General features: G+C 38.9%; 12 protein-coding genes and 1 riboswitch. Of the genes, 4 read left to right on the top strand and 8 right to left on the bottom strand.

Annotated elements, in window-relative coordinates; genetic code table 11:
- Nucleotides 1–66: 66 nt before the first annotated feature.
- A riboswitch (SAM riboswitch) is annotated at nt 67–179 on the bottom strand.
- A gap of 74 nt (nt 180–253) precedes the next feature.
- Nucleotides 254–1,510 (bottom strand): methionine adenosyltransferase, encoded by a 1,257-nt coding sequence (gene metK / locus G466_RS0111285; RefSeq protein ID WP_026813765.1) that lies wholly within the window; start codon nt 1,508–1,510, stop codon nt 254–256.
- Between the two features lie 410 nt (nt 1,511–1,920).
- Nucleotides 1,921–2,745, bottom strand: a complete 825-nt coding sequence (locus G466_RS0111280) for a GLPGLI family protein (protein ID WP_026813764.1) — start codon at nt 2,743–2,745, stop codon at nt 1,921–1,923.
- A gap of 204 nt (nt 2,746–2,949) precedes the next feature.
- Between G466_RS0111280 and G466_RS0111275 the strand changes: the two genes are divergently transcribed.
- The gene (locus tag G466_RS0111275) at nt 2,950–3,564 is read left to right on the top strand and encodes a deoxynucleoside kinase (protein WP_026813763.1); all 615 of its coding nucleotides are present in this window, start codon (nt 2,950–2,952) and stop codon (nt 3,562–3,564) included.
- Nucleotides 3,565–3,641: 77 nt separating this feature from the next.
- Here the strand turns inward: G466_RS0111275 and G466_RS0111270 are convergent, their stop codons facing one another.
- The 6 genes from G466_RS0111270 to G466_RS0111245 all read right to left on the bottom strand — a co-directional run bounded on the left by G466_RS0111270 (nt 3,642) and on the right by G466_RS0111245 (nt 12,772).
- Nucleotides 3,642–4,655 (bottom strand): App1 family protein, encoded by a 1,014-nt coding sequence (locus tag G466_RS0111270; RefSeq protein WP_026813762.1) that lies wholly within the window; start codon nt 4,653–4,655, stop codon nt 3,642–3,644.
- 3 nt (nt 4,656–4,658) lie between these two features.
- The gene (locus tag G466_RS0111265; RefSeq protein ID WP_026813761.1) at nt 4,659–5,924 is read right to left on the bottom strand and encodes an MgtC/SapB family protein; all 1,266 of its coding nucleotides are present in this window, start codon (nt 5,922–5,924) and stop codon (nt 4,659–4,661) included.
- An 86-nt stretch (nt 5,925–6,010) separates the two neighbouring features.
- Nucleotides 6,011–8,428: a sodium-translocating pyrophosphatase gene (locus tag G466_RS0111260; RefSeq protein ID WP_026813760.1), complete on the bottom strand. Its 2,418-nt coding sequence runs from the start codon at nt 8,426–8,428 to the stop codon at nt 6,011–6,013.
- 116 nt (nt 8,429–8,544) lie between these two features.
- Entirely contained in the window at nt 8,545–9,075 is a 531-nt protein-coding gene (locus tag G466_RS0111255; protein WP_026813759.1) for an inorganic diphosphatase, read from the bottom strand.
- Nucleotides 9,076–9,143: 68 nt separating this feature from the next.
- Nucleotides 9,144–11,639, bottom strand: coding sequence for a DUF5686 family protein (locus G466_RS0111250; RefSeq protein WP_026813758.1), 2,496 nt, complete (start codon nt 11,637–11,639; stop codon nt 9,144–9,146).
- A gap of 155 nt (nt 11,640–11,794) precedes the next feature.
- Nucleotides 11,795–12,772 carry a pyruvate dehydrogenase complex E1 component subunit beta gene (locus G466_RS0111245; protein WP_026813757.1) on the bottom strand — a complete coding sequence of 326 codons (978 nt, stop codon included), beginning with the start codon at nt 12,770–12,772 and terminating at the stop codon, nt 11,795–11,797.
- Between the two features lie 184 nt (nt 12,773–12,956).
- On the opposite strand from G466_RS0111245, the gene G466_RS0111240 reads away from it, so the two are divergent.
- From G466_RS0111240 to G466_RS0111230, 3 genes are all read left to right on the top strand, one after another.
- Nucleotides 12,957–13,703: an electron transfer flavoprotein subunit beta/FixA family protein gene (locus G466_RS0111240; protein WP_026813756.1), complete on the top strand. Its 747-nt coding sequence runs from the start codon at nt 12,957–12,959 to the stop codon at nt 13,701–13,703.
- Between the two features lie 116 nt (nt 13,704–13,819).
- Entirely contained in the window at nt 13,820–14,788 is a 969-nt protein-coding gene (locus G466_RS0111235; RefSeq protein WP_026813755.1) for an electron transfer flavoprotein subunit alpha/FixB family protein, read from the top strand.
- 89 nt (nt 14,789–14,877) lie between these two features.
- Nucleotides 14,878–15,507, top strand: coding sequence for a bifunctional nuclease family protein (locus G466_RS0111230; protein ID WP_026813754.1), 630 nt, complete (start codon nt 14,878–14,880; stop codon nt 15,505–15,507).
- The last annotated feature ends 24 nt before the right edge of the window (nt 15,508–15,531 follow it).

Here is a 15,531-nt window from a genome sequence, read left to right as displayed (position 1 = left end):
AAAGAGTTAAAAAGAAAGTCAATTACCGAAGTAATCGTTTGTGTTATCTGCCTTGACTACATTAGACGCTTATGGGTCCAATTTTTAGTTTCGGTAGAATGTAGCACCTTCATTGACATGGGGTCAAAGGGTTGCTAAGGCTTCAAAGGGTCTATTCCCTCCACCTTTCTTGATAACAATTCAATAAGTGCTTGAACTTTAGGTATGCAAATATAGTTACGGAAAATTTTAATTTCCTAATATTTTCAAAAAATTATAAATTAAAGGCTTTTTTTACTTCGTCCAAAGCATCTAATTTTTCCCACGTAAACAATTCCACTTCCTTTTCTACTCTCCCATTATATGGAGATTCATACACTTTGGTCACTATAATGGGTTCTTTACCCATATGTCCGTAGGCTGCAGTTTCCAAATATATTGGATTTCTCAGCTTCAAACGCTCTTCTATGGCAAAGGGACGCATATCAAACAGATGCGCTACTTTCTTAGCAATTTCCCCATCGGTAAGATCTACCTTGGCAGTACCGTAAGTATCCACCAATATAGAGGTTGGCTCTACTACCCCAATGGCGTAGCTCACTTGTAGTAATAGCTCATCGGCAACTCCAGCTGCAACCAAATTCTTAGCCGCATGTCTCGCTGCATAGGCAGCACTTCTATCTACCTTACTTGGATCTTTACCACTAAATGCACCACCACCATGGGCACCTTTACCACCATAAGTATCCACAATAATTTTCCTTCCTGTAAGACCAGTATCCCCATGTGGCCCACCAATTACAAATTTTCCGGTTGGATTTATATGGTATTTAATTTCATCATTAAAAAGTAGTTGAATATTTTCTGGCAATTGCTCCCTTACCCTAGGGATTAAAATAGAAATTATGTCCTTTTTAATTTTCGCCAACATCACCGCATCGTCAGCATCAAATTCATCATGCTGGGTAGAAACCACAATGGTATCTATTCTTTGCGGAACATTTTCATCAGAATATTCTATAGTCACTTGAGCTTTGGCATCGGGGCGCAAATAGCTAATCTGAGTCCCTTCCCGTCTTAGTTCTGCCAAAACTTGCAAAATCTTATGAGAAATATCCAAAGCCAATGGCATATAATTATCGGTTTCCCTAGTGGCATATCCAAACATCATCCCTTGGTCACCAGCGCCTTGATCTTCTTTAGCACCTCTATCCACTCCCTGATTGATATCTTGGGACTGCTCATGGATCAAGGAAATAACCCCGCAAGAATCCCCGCTAAACTTATATTCCCCATTGGTATAACCAATCCTATTGATTACATCCCTTGCTATCTGCTGAACGTCTAGGTAGGTGCGACTCTTAACTTCGCCAGCCAATACTACTTGCCCAGTGGTCACTAAAGTCTCACAAGCCACTTTGCTCTCCGGATCGAAGGCTAAGAAATTATCTAAAAGCGCATCACTTATCTGGTCTGCAATTTTATCGGGATGTCCCTCACTAACGGATTCTGAAGTAAATAAATATGCCATATTCGTATATATATAACTAAATAAGGGCAAGGATTTGATGAATTCTAGAGAAGAGTAGCTGCAAGAGTTACAAAAACAACAAACAACATAAACTGCTTTAGCATTTTGTTAGACCAAAATTCTTTATGGTCCTCAGAGGTTGCAATCAGTCAAATCCTTCCTCGTAAATTTTACAGGCACAAAAGTACAAGAATTACTGACGAATCAAAATAGGTTTAACAAGATTTTTTAAGGGAGCAATAAACGGCCTTTAAATTATAATTTACGTCAAACATCGTACACCCGAGCAGAATATAGCATGAAGGGACAATAAAAGTAATTCATAAGACCCATTTTTACCAGGGCAAAAAAATAAGAGAACTATGGATAAAATTGGAATTACAGTATAAAACCCTATAATTTAATTAGACTTATGGCCTCCCTCTCCTACCCTCATTTCCTGTGCGAAAACGATCTCTCATTTCGGATACTTTTTCGTTGTAAATTTTATCGTATTCCGCTTGAGTCAACTTCTTACCGCCAGCGGGGGCACTTATCTCTTTTTTCTCTACTGGGTTGAGCACTATTTTAGTACAGCGAATTACGGTAATATCATCACTGATTTCCAAGATTAATCCTGGCAACCCCCAATATTCACCGGGACCTTGGTTAACAGGTATATCCATGGTATACCAAGCAACTATCTCCACTTCCTTTTCCAAGAACAATTCTCCCTCATTTTCAGGATTATCCTCACCTCTACGAAAAGCGCCTCGCAAGTTTGGTCTTGTAATCACTTTTTTAGCAGTAGCCTTTTGAGCAGTATAATTCCCAATCTGTCTTGTTTCTGCTTCCAATCTCCAATCTAATTTAGGCAATTCATCTTCTATTAAGAACAACCTCCCCAAAAGCTCATTTTGAGCCAGATATTTACCTTCTTTTATGTCTTTGTAATAATCCTTACTTTCACCGTCCAATATACCAAATCTCATTCCACCTCTTCCTCTACCTGACTGTTGCACACGTTCTTCCTTTTTATAATTTGAGGAGAATCTGTCAAAAGTCAAAATATAGGTTCGCTCATTGGCTTCCTTCATCCTTTGTATTATTTGCTCCTTTCGCTCCTCCGGAATTTGCCTTCCACTTAAATCCATATCCACGGTGGCATTGCTCAAATAGGTAGCCTCCCCTTGAAAATCCTGAGAATAGATATTAATCGCTAACAACAACAATGGCAAAATAAATGAGATCCTCATAATAATATTATCTTGTAATTACAGCTAAGACTACTAATAAGAGATTTGGTTTAGTCTAGCTCCGAAAAAATAAGCTCGAATTCATTTTCGGGCACTTTTCATTAGATTATATTCCAAAGATTTTAGCATGCACAGTATATCTCGTATATTGCACCCATTATTTGGATAAGCCCAAAAATCAATAACCCTAATATAAATTCACCTATGCATATTGCTGTTGCTGGAAACATTGGAGCTGGTAAAACAACCTTGACCCGATTACTATCCAAACACTATAAATGGGAAGCACAATATGAAGACGTTGTGGACAATCCTTATTTAGATGACTTTTACAATCAGATGGAACGTTGGAGTTTTAATCTTCAAATATATTTCCTCAACAGTAGATACCGCCAAATTTTGGAGATTAGAAAAAGCGGCAAAGAAACCATCCAAGATAGAACAATTTATGAGGACGCCCATATTTTTGCTCCTAACTTGCATGCCATGGGCTTAATGACCAATAGGGATTTTGAAAATTACAACAGTCTTTTTCAATTGATGGAAACTTTGGTACAACCTCCGGATCTTTTAATATACCTACGAAGCACTATTCCCAATTTGGTTAACCAAATCCATAAAAGGGGAAGAGAATACGAAAATACCATTTCCATAGATTACCTAAGCCGACTTAATGAACGCTACGAAGCCTGGGCTCAAAGCTATGAGAAAGGAAACCTATTAGTAATAGACGTGGATAAGCTAGATTTCGTAGACAATCCGGAAGACTTAGGACTGGTAATCAATAAAATAGACGCTGAAATAAACGGGCTGTTTTAGGTTCTGAAAATGGGTTAATCGCTATAAAAAATTTCCAAGAAATTTAATTAGCTGTTTCACAGTGACATAATACATTGTTAGCGAATAAACCCATTTTCCCTGGCATGTATTACGGCCTCATCGGAATTTTCCACCAACAACACTGGAACGGTTTTATAGTCTGAAAATAGGCTTTTAACCCGAAACATCCTTTTCTTATGAGCCACACTTCTCAAGTAAATAGCCTTAATTCTATCTGGGAAACGTTGGGCGATATCGAGATAAATATCGGCATCCCGCTCCCCACTATCCCCAATTAAGATAAAGGAAAGTTCAGGATACATATCCAAAATATTGAGTATTTCATGGGGCTTATGCGATAAGCTTTCTCCATTTACAACCTTATTCTTTTTAAAAAAAGAACTTAAGCTCCTCAATAGAATGGGGCCTTTAGGAAAATTATTGTTTTTTAAAAAGAATTCTAGATAGCGGTACAAATTCCAGGGGCTATTGCTCACGTAAAAAATAGGGTTTGCCGCTTTCCCGGTTGGCCCTCTGTGCAAAAGATGATAAAAGTCTGCCGCACCGGCAAAAGGCAATCGCTTTCCAGGGGTTTTAAACAACGTGTTATAGATAACGCGCCACTTTAGTAGAGAAACTATTCCTGTATGTAAAATAGTGTCATCTATATCGCTAATCACCCCATAATTCGACTTTAGAGATGGCACCAACATCTTTCCGGGGAACCTATTTTCTAGCTGAATTTTTCGCTCAAGTTCAACATCTGCATAGGAAAGTTCATAAATCAACCACCCTTCTTCATTACATTCGGGAGGCTGACCTTCTAGTTGGAGTCTCACCAAGAAATACCCTTCCTTGTCCGTTTTAAACTCATGCTTAAATCCATTGGAAAGAGTCAACTCTAGTTTAGCATTACCCACCACATCGGTTTTAAATCGCTTCCAAGAATTGACCACTAGATGAAAAATATTTTTTTTAGACAAGTCAATATCCTCATCTTCCAAAGCACGACCTTTTATATATAAATTACGGGAAGTACCGTAAGTCTGAAAAGCGATGATCTGCAAGGGATCTCTACTGAACCAACCCATAACCTAAAAGTGCCAATTTGTTGGCCATAGCCAAATTAATAATACCCCAGCAACAACAGCAACGCCAAAGGAATAGGCTATCCATTTTGTTAATTCCCTTGTTCCCATCACAGCAGCCACTATTCCCTTAAAAACTAAATTAGAGAGCGAAGCCAATAATATTAACCTCCATCCTGTTGTAGTTTCCAGAGAACCTCCCTTAACTAGCTGGGACAATGAAAGCGTAATTGCATCTACATCTGTGAGCCCACTAATAATAGCTACTGCATACAGTGCTTCATTACCAAACTCTTCTTTAGCAAAAGCCACAGCTAATAAAATAAGCCCATAGAGCAACCCAAATAGCAATGCACTCTTAAATTGTGCAGGATTACTAGGTTCTGGCATCTTTTCATCGGAACTGTCCTTGGTTATCGTATAAAACAGCACCACACACACCAAGGCCATTACTACGAATTGAAACAATAAAGGCAATAGCATTTCAGGAATTTTCTCCGGTATTACTACAATTACCTCTACCATAACCCTTGCCAAGGCAATTGTAGAAGCTGTAGTAATTACAAACGCCGCCAACTTACCTATCCCAGCGGTATCTGCTGTTTTCTTGGCGTAACTGACCGTTGTAGCCGTACTACTGATTAGGCCGCCTAAAACTCCGTTAGAAATAATTCCTACTTTCTTTCCTACAAATTTGTATATAAAATACCCCAATACACTTAACCCTACAATAAGGGTAACCATCAACCATATATTCTGCGGATTTAATACCTGGTAGGGCCCAAAGGTCTTGTTTGGCAAAATGGGCAGCACCACCAATGAAATACCTACAAAGGTCATTATAGCGGCGATATCCTTATCCTTTAACCGATCTATAAAGCTGTGAAGCCAGTCCTTTAAGTGAAGTAGCACCGCCATAGAGGCTCCCATTATCACCCCTAAAACTCTATCCCCCATTACTAAATATGCTCCAATGGCAAACATTAACAAGGCCGCTACCTCTGTAGTCTGACCAACATCGGGATGGGTAAGCTTCTTTAGTTTAACAAAGTTCGCAATAACCAAGAGAGCAGTTACTGCAATCCCCAATATTGGTAAAATATAGGGATTACCATAGTCTCTGGTTAAAAATCCTGATAGTACTCCAAGGATTCCTATTAAGGTAAATGTCCTAACCCCAGCCATTTCATCATTGGCCTTCTGACGCTGAAGTCCAACAAGAAGCCCCAATCCAAAGGCGATACCTAAAGTCACCAGATCATTATAGTTCATTTTCCATCAAAATTACTTTTAAAAAAGCAAAAACCCCGTCTTTTAAACGAGGTTTTAATATAGTATTAAAATATTAATTCTGTAAATTATTTTCCAATTTCCACCTTATCGACAATAACTTTAATATCAACATCATCTCCGTTGACGGTAGTTTTCTCAAAAGCTTTCAACTGCGCTTCTACCTCTTCTCGAGTTCCTTTAAAGGTTATCTCTTCTTTTACTGATTTATCATTTTTAATGGTAGTATAATTTATGACAGCCTGCGCCACATCTTCAGAATCCGATGTCATTTCCACCTTTATTTCTTCCTTGGCAACCCCAGATTCCAGTTCATGTCCACCCAAAATAGGCGCAATCACCAATCCAATTAAACAGGTAAGCTTTATTAGGATGTTCATAGAAGGACCAGATGTGTCTTTAAAGGGATCTCCTACGGTATCCCCAGTAATAGCAGCCTTATGTGCATCGGATCCTTTATAGGTCATTTCTCCATTAATCTCTACTCCTGCTTCAAATGATTTTTTAGCATTATCCCATGCTCCACCTGCGTTGTTCTGGAAAATTGCCCATAACACACCCGATACGGTAACCCCAGCCATATATCCACCTAACATTTCTGCAATCAATTGGTTATCGCTTCCATACACCAATTTCCCTAAAAGAACTATGGCTATAGGGAATCCGATAGTCAATATTCCTGGCAGCATCATTTCTCGTAATGCAGCTTTGGTTGATATATCTACACATTTGGCATAGTCAGGCTTACCTGTCCCTTCCATAATACCAGGAATCTCTTTAAACTGTCTCCTCACTTCATATACCATGTCCATAGCTGCCTTCCCAACGGAATTCATAGCCAATGCAGAAAAGACAACAGGAATCATTCCACCTACAAAAAGCATAGCCAAAACAGGCGCTTTAAAAATATTTATTCCATCTATTCCAGTAAAAGTTACATAGGCTGCAAATAAGGCCAGTGAGGTTAACGCCGCTGAAGCAATTGCAAATCCTTTCCCGGTTGCTGCAGTTGTATTCCCTACAGAATCCAAAATATCTGTACGCTCCCTTACAATTGGGTCCTGCTCACTCATCTCGGCAATACCCCCTGCGTTATCTGCAATAGGCCCAAAGGCATCGATCGCCAACTGCATAGCAGTAGTAGCCATCATAGCTGAAGCCGCTAATGCCACACCATAGAAACCTGCTAAAGCATAGGAAGACCAGATCGCTGCAGCAAATACCAACACAGTAGGAAAGGTAGAAATCATACCCGTGGCCAAACCTGCAATCACATTTGTTCCTGCCCCAGTACTAGATTTTTGCACTATAGCCAATACAGGCTTGGTGCCTAAACCGGTATAATATTCGGTAATGGAAGAAATAACACCTCCTACAACCAATCCGATCACTGTAGCATAGAATACTCTTATTGAGGAAATATCTTTTAAACCTTCGCCAAAGAATTCCATTTTCATAGTTTCTGGTAACATATAGATAACTAAAACATAACAAGCAATTAAGGTTAGCCCTATAGAAACCCAGTTTCCTATGTTTAACGCACCTTGCACTTCTTTTTCTTTAGCATCATTGCTTTTGATTTTAACCAACATGGTTCCGATTACAGAAAACAAAATTCCAAAACCAGCAATAGTCATTGGCAATAAAATTGGCCCTATTCCATTAAAGGCATCATCAATAGCGCCTCCCATATCCCTTATCACGTAATTACCCAATACCATAGCCGCCAAAACGGTAGCTACATACGAACCGAATAAATCTGCACCCATACCGGCAACATCTCCCACGTTATCCCCAACATTATCTGCAATAGTCGCGGGGTTACGAGGGTCATCTTCTGGAATCCCAGCTTCTACTTTACCCACTAAATCTGCCCCTACATCAGCAGCTTTGGTATAGATTCCGCCTCCCACTCTTGCGAAAAGGGCAATAGATTCTGCACCTAAGGAAAATCCTGCTAAGGTTTCCAACACTATGGTCATATCATCCGTGGAGCTCCAAGTACCGTTCATAAAATATTGGAACAAAAGAATAAAGGCTGCTGTTAGCCCAAGCACAGCTAGACCAGCAACGCCAAGTCCCATTACGGTACCTCCACCAAACGAGACCTTTAGTGCCTGTGGTAAACTTGTACGGGCCGCCTGGGTGGTCCTCACATTGGTCTTAGTAGCTATTTTCATCCCCATATTTCCTGCAAGGGCAGAGAAAAAGGCTCCAAATATAAAGGCCACTACGATAAGAATATGAGTTGTTGGTACAATGAAGGAGACTACCGCCAAGGCAATACTTGCACCTATCACAAAAAATGTCAATAATCTATATTCTGCTTTTAAAAACGCTAAGGCCCCCTCATAGATGTAATCTGAAATTTCTTTCATTCTACCATCCCCAGCATCTTGTTTTAATACCCAAGACCTTTTAACCGCCATAAAAGCGAGGCCGATAAGTGCCATAATTATTGGCACATAAATAATTATTGATTCCATTTAATGTGTTTTAGTTGATTGTTTAGGTTGCTAAATGTAGTAAAATAAGACAGAATAAAAAAAGCAATATTATCTGTATAATATTGCTTTAAAATTAATTCTAAAAAATAAAAGGCCTAATACTTAATGCTCACGTCTTTTGCAGGCACATCGCTGTCTTGATACCTTTTGATACATTTAGCTACAATTTCCTTAGCAGCCTCTAATTGGCCCCATCCGCCAACATCTACTTTTTTCTTCTCTAGGTCCTTGTACACCTTAAAGAAGTGCTCTATCTCCATTATTAAATGCGGGTTTAACTCGGAAAGATCGTTAATCCTATTCCATACTGGATCAGAAACAGGCACACAGATTACTTTTTCATCGGGACCTTTTTCATCGGCCATATGAAACACCCCAATAGGTTTTACTTCCATCACACATCCAGGGAAGGTTGCCTCGGTCACCAACACAAGCACATCCAATGGATCTCCGTCTAAAGCAAGTGTTTCCGGTATAAAACCATAATCCGCAGGATACATCATAGATGAAAAAATCATCCTATCATAACGTATTTTCTTTAATTCAAAATCGTATTCATACTTGTTTCTGCTACCCTTTGGTATTTCGATCAATACATCGAACGAAGTAATTTCATCGTTACTCATAAATTTGTTTTTATACTAATTCAACTTTCAATTTAATAAATTTTTCCTTTGCAATCACCAAAATTCATTTAGAAATAAAATCCAAAGGATCCGGTCACTCCAAAAGGCCTTGCTTCGGGAGCATCTAAATAATTGCCCCTAAAGTTAAAATCGATCCTCAATATTTTAAAGATATTCCCTACTCCAACAGAATACTCCCAATAAGGAGTACCCGAGGGTGCCATAAGTGGGATATTTGCTGGCGCACTTAATGACTTATTTTCGTTAGACAACTCTCCCCACACTCCCCTAATCCCTATAATCTCTCTTAAATTCCAGCTTCTAATCACGGGAAGCCGAGAAAAAAGTCGCCCATTAAAATTATGTTCCAAATGCACTGAAGCATAGGTATCGGTAACAAATTCATAAAAATTAAGATTGGAAAAGGTATTATATACGGAGAAAAATGTTTGATTCCCCGGAATTGCGTTTAAGAGCCCTAAGGGCACTTCACCATAGGTCTTCCCTATTTCCACTGTACTTAAAAGCCTACCAAATCCACCTACCTGCCAAGGTTGGGTATAGCTAAACTGAATTTTCTTATAATCAAAATCACTCTCCAGAATATCTTTAACACCAGTGGTATAGGCCAAAAACAGGGTACTGTAATTGTCATTGATATTCTTTCTTTCTACCCCATTTCCAATAGTGCGTTTCCCTGGGGTATAGATCAATGTAGTATTGATATCAAATTGCTTCACCTCCGATGTAACCCCTGTTGGAGACGATAGGTCTACATAATCCAGATTAAACTTCTCTGGCAATGCGGAGCTTAGCGTTCTAAAACTACTTCCCACACCTACTCTTAGATTAGTAACCGGCTCCATTTCCAAATTAAACGTAGCTAGGTTAATATTGGTCAGCCTATCATTAGACCCTACCGTAAAAACCGATGAAGAAGCGATACTACGCCCTAATACGTCATTTGTAGCGGTTAGACTAAGCCCTAATTGCTCCACATCCCTTCGAGTGCCCCCGGAAATAATTAAACGACTTCCTTTATCCACCAAGAATTTTGCCGATATTCCATATTTAAACTTATCGTCCCCAAACCCATACGCCATATACCCTTCTAAACGCCAGGGGTCGTTCTGCCCAAAGTAAGTCCGCGCACCAGCCCTGAGTCGCACACCTTCTGCCTCATTGTATCCAAATACACTGAACACCTCACCCAGATCCAAGTTCCATTTATCAATCTCAACATATCCTGACCCCAATATACTTACCAAATTATAGTAGGACTTAAATTTGGGTACCGTTTTTAAAGTGTCCAATAATTTATAGATACCTCTTTCATCTTTATTTAAAGATTCTAAACGATTATTTTCCCAAAAGACATCCTCCCTATTTAAAACTAAGGGATCAAATGGATCTGTTTTGGTCTTATAAAAGTCTTTTGGTTTAGCTTCATTAAAACGGTAATTATCATAAACGGTAGTACGCTTCCCATATACCCCGCGAGACTCTTCCTTTTTAGAAAAACTGAAATCCGACAACATGTAGTCTCTTTTTAAAAGAAACACAGAATCGTTTACCACATCAAATTCCTGTTCTATATATATCTCCTTAACCCAGTTAATATTAGCACTCTTGGTTGCGGCTAGATTTATATTTTTAACCGCATAGGTGGTATCGTTTACCCAAAAATTCCCCTTAAAGGTTAGTTCATTTTTTCTTCTTGGATAGTAAACAATATTATAACACCATTTATTGTCAATATAAGCACTATCGGAAAGCACATAATTATAGGTATCCACACCTGTTTTAGACAAGGGACTTGTAAAACTCTTATCAAAAAATTTTAGGTAGTTGTTATAGATATCATAATCCGAATACAGATCCTCTACAAAGGCGATGATAGCTTGATTATTTTCGAAGCCCGAGTTTTTACTGCCCAAGACGTCCTCCTTAGCTAATTTAGAAATATTGTCACCATAGACCTTAGAAAAGGTTTCATCCAAAAATATGGGCAAATAAGTTTTCCCTGTTATTCTGGAAGTGTCCAAATCCTTAAATACAAATTCGAGTCCCTTAAACACCCTACTCTTCATCAGGGCGCTATCTATTGTATTTAAATCAAATTGTATCTTTTCGTACTTATCATATTGGTACTGTTCAAACATATACAATCCATTGTTTCGCTTTTTCGCCCAAATTTTCTTCAGAATATCTATAGCTGGATTGTTCTTTTTGTCCGTCTTCCCAAAATAAAGGACCACTTCATTGAGTTGCTCGCTGGCTTCCAGCATTACAACTTTCATATTAACAGTAGTCTTTGTGGTTAAGGGAATCTCCTGTGATTCAAACCCTATAAATGAAATTAGTAGTGTATCATGGGTTTTGCTAGATTCTATATAGAACCTACCGTCGTCATTGGTAATAGTTCCCTCACTAGAATTCTTAAACAATATATTAGCAAATGCCACAGGACTCCCGACTTCATCAATAACCACTCCCCCCACCTTAGTCTGGGAGAAGGCATATTGAAGCGTACCAAAAAGTAGGAGTAAAAGGAATGTTCTCATGGTCTTATTTGTAAAACCTGCCTAAATTTAACTTTTAGTATTAAAAGCACGAAAAATCGTAACCACCTACTTTATACTACTATAGGGTTTTAACATAAAAGCTTCGTTAACAGTAAGATAACGTTAACGAAGCTCAAAGAATTTTGTTTTGCTTTTTACTTGTACATCACCTTTTTAACAGCCTTAATCACATCTTCGTGATCTGGCAACCATTCTGCAAATAGTACTGGAGAATAGGGTGCTGGTGCGTCAGCAGTATTAATTTTGGCAATCGGCGCATCTAAGTAATCAAACGCATTTGCCTGGATATAATACGTAATTTCGGTTGCTACGTTGCCAAAAGGCCATGCTTCTTCCAAAATAACCAATCTGTTAGTTTTCTTTACCGAATTTAATATACACTCGTAATCCATAGGCTTAACTGTGCGCAAGTCTATTATCTCGATACTTATACCTTCTTTTGCCAATTCATCGGCAGCCTTATCTGCTTCTTTAATAATCTTTCCAAAAGAAACCACGGTTACATCTGTACCTTCTCTTCTTATATCAGCAACACCCAATGGGATAGTATATTCTCCTTCAGGAACTTCTCCCTTATCACCATACATCTGCTCAGATTCCATAAAAATAACAGGATCATTATCACGGATAGCAGATTTCAACAATCCTTTGGCATCCTTAGGATTAGAAGGAACCACTACTTTTAAACCAGGGCAATTTGCAAACCAGCTTTCAAAAGCTTGTGAATGCGTTGCCCCCAATTGACCCGCAGAACCTGTTGGCCCACGGAAAACAATAGGACAATTGAACTGTCCACCAGACATTTGCCTAATTTTAGCGGCATTGTTAATAATTTGATCTATTCCTACCAAGGAGAAGTTAAAGGTCATAAACTCAATAATAGGTCTATTACCGGTCATAGCAGAGCCTACACCCACTCCTGCAAAACCTAGTTCCGAAATAGGTGTGTCAATTACTCTTTCTGGACCAAACTCATCCAACATTCCTTTAGAAGCTTTATAGGCTCCATTATATTCCGCAACTTCCTCTCCCATTAAGTAAATGGACTCGTCCCTTCTCATTTCTTCGGACATTGCTTCCTGAATAGCTTCCCTAAACTGTATTGTTTTCATCTGTAAACTGGAATTCTTTTGTTAAATTCTAAAAGTGCAAGCAAAAATAGGAAATATTATATCAATACTAAGAGGTAAATAATTAAAAAAACCCCAAAAACATATTATGCATGCATAGTATTTTGAAATTTAATGAGTATCTTAGCTGTGATTCTAAAAAAAACGATTTAAAAAATATATTTATATGAAGATTTTAGTGTGCATCAGCAACGTTCCCGATACGACGTCTAAAATTAATTTCACCGAAGGCAATACCAAGTTTGATAGTAATGGTGTTCAATTTGTGATTAACCCCAATGATGAATTTGGTCTTACCAGAGCAATGTGGTTTAAAGAGAAGCAGGGCGCTACCGTGCATGTAGCCACTGTTGGCGGACCTGCCACAGAACCCACTATAAGAAAAGCACTGGCCATTGGTGCGGACGAAGCCATAAGGGTGAACGCGGACCCTTTGGACGGGTATTTTGTAGCGGAACAACTGGCTGCTATTGTTAAAGACGGTGGATACGATTTAGTCATTGCCGGAAGGGAATCCATAGATTACAATGGCGGGATGGTTCCTGGTATTCTTGCTACCTTATTAGGTATGAATTTTGTGAATTCCTGCATTAGCTTAGAAATTGAAGGAGAAAACGCTACAGCAGTAAGAGAAATTGATGGCGGAAAAGAAAAATTGACTACTACTCTTCCGTTAGTTATTGGAGGACAAAAAGGTTTGGTTTCTGAAAGCGACCTTAAGATTCCAAATATGAGAGGAATTATGATGGCAAGACAAAAAAAGCTAAATGTTGTAGAACCGGTGGATGCCCATAGTACAACAGAAGATGTTGCTTTTGACAAACCAGCCCCTAAAGGGAGTATCAAAATGGTAGATGCCGATAATTTGGACGAATTAATCAGCCTTTTGCACAACGAAGCCAAAGTAATCTAAGTAAAGGGACTACCAAATGGTTCTTTTCGAAAATCGATTTAAAAACAAAAATGATCAATTGCCCCTCTATTTTTTAATAAATGGTATAGCAACGATCTATAAATAACAAAACAACTATGTCAGTTTTAGTATATACGGAGTCCGAAAACGGAAAGTTTAAAAAAAACGCTGCTGAAGTAGCCTCTTATGCCTATGAGGTAGCCCAACAAATGAATACTACCGCCACCGCAATAGCCATCAATACTGGTGATTCAGAATCAATTGGCGACTACGGGATTTCCAAGGTTTTAAATGTCACGGATGAAAAGTTAAAAACTTTCAACGCCCAAGCCTACGCACATGTTCTTAAGCAAGCGGCAGAAAAAGAAGGCGCTAAAGTAATCATTTTGAGCTCCAGTACAGATGCCAAATATTTGGCTCCTATGGTAACGGCACTACTAAAAGGAGGGTATGTTCCAAATGTAGTAGCGGCACCAGACAGTATTTCCCCTTTTAAGGTGAAGCGCACCGTATTCAGCAACAAAGGTTTTGCCCATTCAAAACTTAAATCCGAGATCAAAGTTATTGGAGTTTCAAATAATTCATTTGGAAATAAGGAAAACAAGACTACTGCCAACGTAGCGGCTTTTAGCCCTTCTTTAGACGGAAATATATTTGGCACTACCTCTGTTGAAATAGACAAAGTAGCTGGTAAAGCTACTATTGCCGATGCAGATATTGTAGTTTCTGGCGGTCGCGGTCTTAAAGGCCCGGAGAATTGGGGTATGATTGAAGAACTAGCTGAAGTCCTAGGTGCAGCAACTGCGTGTTCCAAACCAGTTTCCGATCTTGGGTGGAGACCACATGGGGAACATGTAGGACAAACAGGAAAACCAGTAGCAACCAATTTATACATAGCCATAGGCATTTCTGGTGCTATTCAGCATTTGGCTGGGGTTAGCGCTTCTAAAGTAAAGGTGGTAATTAACTCCGACCCAGAAGCTCCATTTTTTAAGGCAGCGGACTACGGTGTTGTAGGCGATGCTTTTGAAGTAGTTCCCAAACTAATCGAAAAATTAAAGGAATTTAAGAGTCAAAGCACTTAATTTTTGTTAAATTGTGCCCCTAAAGGGCTGTGCAAGTCAACGTGGTCCTTCCAGTTATTTGTACAGCCTTTTTTAGTTTAAAAATACGTATGAGTTTAGTTAGATTAAAAATTAAGGGAATATCCTATAGCCAAACGCAAAATGGCGCATATGCCCTTATATTGAATGAAGTTGAAGGTGACCGAAAACTACCTATAGTTATTGGTGCGTTTGAAGCCCAATCCATCGCTATTGCTTTGGAAAAGGAAATTAAACCGCCTCGCCCCTTAACCCATGATCTTTTCAAAAATTTTGCAGACCGATTTGATATTGTTATCAAACAGGTAATTATCCATAAACTGGTAGATGGGGTCTTTTACTCCAGTATTATTTGTGAGCGGGACAAAATCGAGGAAATTATAGATGCAAGGACTAGCGACGCAATTGCTTTAGCGCTTCGGTTTAATGCACCTATTTTTACCTATAAGACCATCTTGGACAAGGCTGGTATTTTCCTTAAATTCTCTTCCAAGGAAAAGGATAAGGAAGAAACTGACGATAGTATCATGGTAGACGAGATCTTACAAGAGGGTGAAACAATTGAAATTAATCCAGGTTCCGCAGACATGTACAAAGAACTCAGTATGGAAGAATTGAATACAGAGCTAGACAAGGCCGTTGCCAGCGAGGATTACGAAAAGGCCGCAAAACTTAGGGATGAAATTTCCAAACGCAAATAAACATAATTCAAATCAAGTGCTGCT

It is taken from the genome of Arenibacter certesii DSM 19833 (assembly GCF_000429545.1).
GTDB classification, from domain to species: domain Bacteria; phylum Bacteroidota; class Bacteroidia; order Flavobacteriales; family Flavobacteriaceae; genus Arenibacter; species Arenibacter certesii.
Note: the sequence above shows the minus strand (reverse complement) of the source record. Positions and strands in the feature narration are given on the sequence as shown.

What these genes read in the sequence shown, in the direction of transcription:
- metK (WP_026813765.1), bottom strand. Translation starts at nt 1,510, where the DNA reads ATGGCATATTTATTTACTTCAGAATCCGTTAGTGAGGGACATCCCGAT.
- G466_RS0111280 (WP_026813764.1), bottom strand. Translation starts at nt 2,745, where the DNA reads ATGAGGATCTCATTTATTTTGCCATTGTTGTTGTTAGCGATTAATATC.
- G466_RS0111275 (WP_026813763.1), top strand. Translation starts at nt 2,950, where the DNA reads ATGCATATTGCTGTTGCTGGAAACATTGGAGCTGGTAAAACAACCTTG.
- G466_RS0111270 (WP_026813762.1), bottom strand. Translation starts at nt 4,655, where the DNA reads ATGGGTTGGTTCAGTAGAGATCCCTTGCAGATCATCGCTTTTCAGACT.
- G466_RS0111265 (WP_026813761.1), bottom strand. Translation starts at nt 5,924, where the DNA reads ATGAACTATAATGATCTGGTGACTTTAGGTATCGCCTTTGGATTGGGG.
- G466_RS0111260 (WP_026813760.1), bottom strand. Translation starts at nt 8,428, where the DNA reads ATGGAATCAATAATTATTTATGTGCCAATAATTATGGCACTTATCGGC.
- G466_RS0111255 (WP_026813759.1), bottom strand. Translation starts at nt 9,075, where the DNA reads ATGAGTAACGATGAAATTACTTCGTTCGATGTATTGATCGAAATACCA.
- G466_RS0111250 (WP_026813758.1), bottom strand. Translation starts at nt 11,639, where the DNA reads ATGAGAACATTCCTTTTACTCCTACTTTTTGGTACGCTTCAATATGCC.
- G466_RS0111245 (WP_026813757.1), bottom strand. Translation starts at nt 12,772, where the DNA reads ATGAAAACAATACAGTTTAGGGAAGCTATTCAGGAAGCAATGTCCGAA.
- G466_RS0111240 (WP_026813756.1), top strand. Translation starts at nt 12,957, where the DNA reads ATGAAGATTTTAGTGTGCATCAGCAACGTTCCCGATACGACGTCTAAA.
- G466_RS0111235 (WP_026813755.1), top strand. Translation starts at nt 13,820, where the DNA reads ATGTCAGTTTTAGTATATACGGAGTCCGAAAACGGAAAGTTTAAAAAA.
- G466_RS0111230 (WP_026813754.1), top strand. Translation starts at nt 14,878, where the DNA reads ATGAGTTTAGTTAGATTAAAAATTAAGGGAATATCCTATAGCCAAACG.